We start from the raw sequence: 959 nt of genomic DNA, 5'->3' as shown, positions 1-959 counted from the left end.
TCTATGAGGACTGGTTTGTCAAGGCATGATGGGTCACGGCGGGACTTGTTCGTAGCATCCGATCGAAGTACCGACGGGGTGCGACGTCCATCGTGATCCGAGGTCAGGGACTGTTGGAGGTCCGAGTCGGTACTCGAACAAGCTTCTATCCGTGCAGGACATTCGAGTCCGACACCACATGCAGCATGCGCGCCAGATGCGCTGGCAATCCCCGATTACCGACGCGCCCCTTCTTTGAGGACGGTCGCCGCATGGCGACCCGCGGACGTTACGGGCGCGTCGACCTGTGATCATGATGTTGGTGGCGTGGTGTTCTCTGTTCGGTGTGACTGTGTTTGCTCAAGCGTGAGCTACAGCAGGTTTCAGCTGTGCGCCCGCCGGGATCTCACCGTCCTGCAGGTAGCGCCACAATGCGATGATCAGGCGCCGTGCCAGGGCCACGATCCCCACACGACGCATGCGCTTGCCCGCGCCGGCGAAGCGCCGGTTGAACCACTGCGTGAGCGCGCTGCCGGGCTGTAGGCGCAGCCAGCTCCAAGCTAACTCCACCAGCAAGCCTCGCACTCGCCTGTTGCCGGCCTTGCTGATGCCCTGCTCGATCTCGCTGTCACCGCTGGCATATGGTGTGGGCACCAAGCCCAGGCTGCCTGCGAGTTCGCGCCGGTTGGCGAAGTGCCGCCAGCCGAACACTTCCTTCACCAGCACCCAGGCCCCCTTGGGTCCGATTGCGCGCAGTCGCGCGAGGTGCGCGACCAGCGGCTGCTTGCCCTCGGCCAGGTCCTTGCAGCGCGCAGCTTCGAGGACTCTGACTTGCTCCTTGACCAGCTTCAGGCGCGCTCCCTCTCGCTCGATTTCCGCACGCAACATCGGCGGCACCTGATCTCGATGACGGTCCCACCACGCCGCCCAGTCGCGTCCGCCGATGACGATCCTCGGCCGCAGGTTGTGCAGCACCAACA

The 959-nt window shown here is 64.2% G+C and carries 1 protein-coding gene; it reads right to left on the bottom strand.

Annotated features, from left to right (window positions below; translation table 11 throughout):
* Positions 1-339: 339 nt before the first annotated feature.
* Positions 340-959 (bottom strand): transposase (locus EJI01_RS28385; RefSeq protein WP_148112389.1); only part of this gene is annotated, 620 nt, incomplete at its 5' end.

This window comes from Variovorax sp. MHTC-1, assembly GCF_003984645.1.
Lineage (GTDB): Bacteria > Pseudomonadota > Gammaproteobacteria > Burkholderiales > Burkholderiaceae_C > Variovorax.
The sequence above is the reverse complement of the archived record's forward strand: the minus strand, read 5'-3'. Positions and strand labels throughout refer to the sequence as shown.